We start from the raw sequence: 300 nt of genomic DNA, 5'->3' as shown, positions 1-300 counted from the left end.
CACCACTGCCACGCTGACGGCTTCGCCGAGCGTGACCGAAGGTGGCGTGATCACGTACACCGTTACCCTGACCAACCCGGCGCAGACTCCGGTGACCGTGACCCTGTCCAATGGCCAGGTCATCACTGTTGAAGCAGGCAAGACCCAGGGCAGTATCGATTTCCAGACCCCGGCGAACGACGTCTACAACAACGGCTCCACCGTTAGTGTGACTATCGACAGCGCCACGGGCGGCAACTTCGAGCAGTTGACGCCGAACCCGACGCCAGCGGTAACGACGATCAACGACTCGATCGACAC

General features: G+C 61.3%; 1 protein-coding gene. It reads left to right on the top strand.

The annotated features are described in order from the left end of the window. Positions 1-300, top strand: a 300-nt coding sequence (locus tag ACK59L_RS21570) for an immunoglobulin-like domain-containing protein (RefSeq protein ID WP_409275980.1), incomplete at both ends; no start/stop codon positions are given.

It is taken from the genome of Pseudomonas sp. KCJK9111 (assembly GCF_046231935.1).
GTDB classification, from domain to species: domain Bacteria; phylum Pseudomonadota; class Gammaproteobacteria; order Pseudomonadales; family Pseudomonadaceae; genus Aquipseudomonas; species Aquipseudomonas parafulva_B.
This window is presented reverse-complemented; position numbering and strand designations above follow the sequence as displayed.